Source organism: Secundilactobacillus yichangensis (assembly GCF_016861565.1).
Lineage (GTDB): Bacteria > Bacillota > Bacilli > Lactobacillales > Lactobacillaceae > Secundilactobacillus > Secundilactobacillus yichangensis.
The window spans coordinates 1-3231 of sequence record NZ_BOLK01000032.1 but is presented as its reverse complement, the minus strand read 5'-3'; the positions used below and the strand labels follow the sequence as shown (position 1 = coordinate 3231).

The following is a 3231-nucleotide window of genomic DNA, read 5'->3' as shown; positions in this document are numbered from 1 at the left end:
GCAGGGGGCGATCCCCCAACTACTCTTGGCGTGCTGAAGCTTAACTGCTGTGTTCGGCATGGGAACAGGTGTATCCTTCAGGCTATCGCCACCACACTATTGAGAACTGGTGCTCTCAAAACTAGACAATATCAATTTCCTTACCGATGAACACCACTTCCGTGGTTAAGTCCTCGACCGATTAGTACTAGTCCGCTCCGTGCATCGCTGCACTTCCACTTCTAGCCTATCTACCTGATCATCTCTCAGGGGTCTTACTTCCATATAGGAATGGGAAATCTCATCTTGAGGCGAGTTTCACACTTAGATGCTTTCAGCGTTTATCTCATCCACACATAGCTACTCAGCAATGCGCCTGGCGGCACAACTGATACACCAGCGGTGTGTCCATTCCGGTCCTCTCGTACTAGGAACAGCTCCTCTCAAATTTCCTACGCCCGCGACGGATAGGGACCGAACTGTCTCACGACGTTCTGAACCCAGCTCGCGTACCGCTTTAATGGGCGAACAGCCCAACCCTTGGGACCGACTACAGCCCCAGGATGCGATGAGCCGACATCGAGGTGCCAAACCTCCCCGTCGATGTGGACTCTTGGGGGAGATAAGCCTGTTATCCCCAGGGTAGCTTTTATCCGTTGAGCGACGGCCCTTCCATACGGTACCGCCGGATCACTAAGCCCGACTTTCGTCCCTGCTCGACCTGTCTGTCTCGCAGTCAAGCTCCCTTGTGCCTTTACACTCTGCGAATGATTTCCAACCATTCTGAGGGAACCTTTGGGCGCCTCCGTTACTTTTTGGGAGGCGACCGCCCCAGTCAAACTACCCACCTGACACTGTCTCCCGCCACGCTGAGTGGCGCGGGTTAGAGTGTTCACACAACAAGGGTCGTATCCCACCAGCGCCTCCACCGAAACTAGCGTTCCGGTTTCTACGGCTCCGACCTATCCTGTACAAGTTGTGTCAACACCCAATATCAAGCTATAGTAAAGCTCCATGGGGTCTTTCCGTCCTGTCGCGGGTAACCTGCATCTTCACAGGTACTATAATTTCACCGAGTCTCTCGTTGAGACAGTGCCCAGATCGTTACGCCTTTCGTGCGGGTCGGAACTTACCCGACAAGGAATTTCGCTACCTTAGGACCGTTATAGTTACGGCCGCCGTTTACTGGGGCTTCATTTCTGGGCTTCGCCGAAGCTAACTCATCCACTTAACCTTCCAGCACCGGGCAGGCGTCAGCCCCTATACGTCATCTTACGATTTTGCAGAAACCTGTGTTTTTGATAAACAGTCGCCTGGGCCTCTTCACTGCGGCTGCACTTGCGTGCAGCACCCCTTCTCCCGAAGTTACGGGGTCATTTTGCCGAGTTCCTTAACGAGAGTTCACTCGCTCACCTTAGGATCCTCTCCTCGACTACCTGTGTCGGTTTGCGGTACGGGTAGTAAGATACTCACTAGAAGCTTTTCTCGGCAGTGTGACGTCAGCCACTTCCCTACTTAAATTCGGTCCTCATCACAGCTTGTCTACCCGGTTGTAAGCATTTAACTAACAACCAGACTTGCTGCTTGAACGCACATATCCAACAGTGCGCACGGCTTAGCCTCCTGCGTCCCTCCATCGCTCAAACATATCTTACTAGTACAGGAATATCAACCTGTTGGCCATCGTCTACGCCTTACGGCCTCGACTTAGGTCCCGACTAACCCTGGGAGGACGAGCCTTCCCCAGGAAACCTTAGTCATTCGGTGGATCAGATTCTCACTGATCTTTCGCTACTCATACCGGCATTCTCACTTCTAAGCGCTCCACTAGTCCTTGCGATCTAGCTTCACCGCCCTTAGAACGCTCTCCTATCACGCGACCTATTGGTCGCATCCACAATTTCGGTGGTATCCTTAGCCCCGGTACATTTTCGGCGCAGAATCACTCGGCTAGTGAGCTATTACGCACTCTTTAAATGGTGGCTGCTTCTGAGCCAACATCCTAGCTGTCTATGCAACTCCACCGCCTTTTCCACTTAGGATACACTTAGGGACCTTAATTGGTGGTCTGGGCTGTTCCCCTTTCGACGATGGATCTTATCACTCACCGTCTGACTCCCGGATATAAATCTATGGCATTCGGAGTTTATCTGAATTCAGTAACCCGTGACGGGCCCCTAGTCCAAACAGTGCTCTACCTCCACGATTCTCTTTCCGAGGCTAGCCCTAAAGCTATTTCGGAGAGAACCAGCTATCTCCAAGTTCGTTTGGAATTTCACCGCTACCCACACCTCATCCCAGCACTTTTCAACGTACACGGGTTCGGGCCTCCAGTGCGTTTTACCGCACCTTCACCCTGGACATGGGTAGGTCACCTGGTTTCGGGTCTACATCAACATACTGAAACGCCCGTTTCAGACTCGCTTTCGCTACGGCTCCGACTTTTCATCTTAACCTTGCATGTTAACGTAACTCGCCGGTTCATTCTACAAAAGGCACGCTGTCACCCCTTAACGGGCTCCAACTAATTGTAGGCACATGGTTTCAGGAACTATTTCACTCCCCTTCCGGGGTGCTTTTCACCTTTCCCTCACGGTACTGGTTCACTATCGGTCACTAGGGAGTATTTAGCCTTGGGAGATGGTCCTCCCGGATTCCGACCAGGTTTCACGTGTCTGGCCGTACTCAGGATCCTGAACTGAGGGCAGTAAATTTCGTCTACGGGGCTATCACCCGCTTTGGCCGGTCTTCCCAAACCGTTCGACTATCTGCTGCTTTGGTAACTCAAATGTTCAGTCCTACAACCCCAGGAAGCAAGCTTCCTGGTTTGGGCTGTTCCCACTTCGCTCGCCGCTACTATGGGAATCGCAATTGCTTTCTCTTCCTGTGGGTACTTAGATGTTTCAGTTCCCCACGTCTGCCAATACTTAGCTATGTATTCACTAAGCATTAATCATCGACTAAGATGATTGGGTTTCCCCATTCGGAAATCTCCGGATCAAAGCTTACGTACAGCTCCCCGAAGCATATCGGTGTTAGTCCCGTCCTTCATCGGCTCCTAGTGCCAAGGCATTCACCATGCGCCCTTTATAACTTAACCTCATCACTAACGTGATGGATTAATTGAGTATTACGCGAAGTAAATAAACTTTACTAATAAAAAACTCAAAATACGCGGTGTTCTCGGCTTAATTAATGAAATTAATTAATATAAAAGAAAATTGATATTATCTAGTTTTCAAAGAACCAATT

Annotated in this window: 2 rRNA genes; both read right to left on the bottom strand. The window is 50.6% G+C overall.

Going from position 1 to position 3231, the window contains the following annotated elements:
• Nucleotides 1-96 (bottom strand): 5S ribosomal RNA (gene rrf, locus JUE95_RS12695); the annotation flags it as partial.
• A 65-nt stretch (nucleotides 97-161) separates the two neighbouring features.
• Nucleotides 162-3079 (bottom strand): 23S ribosomal RNA (locus JUE95_RS12690).
• Nucleotides 3080-3231 lie beyond the last annotated feature (152 nt).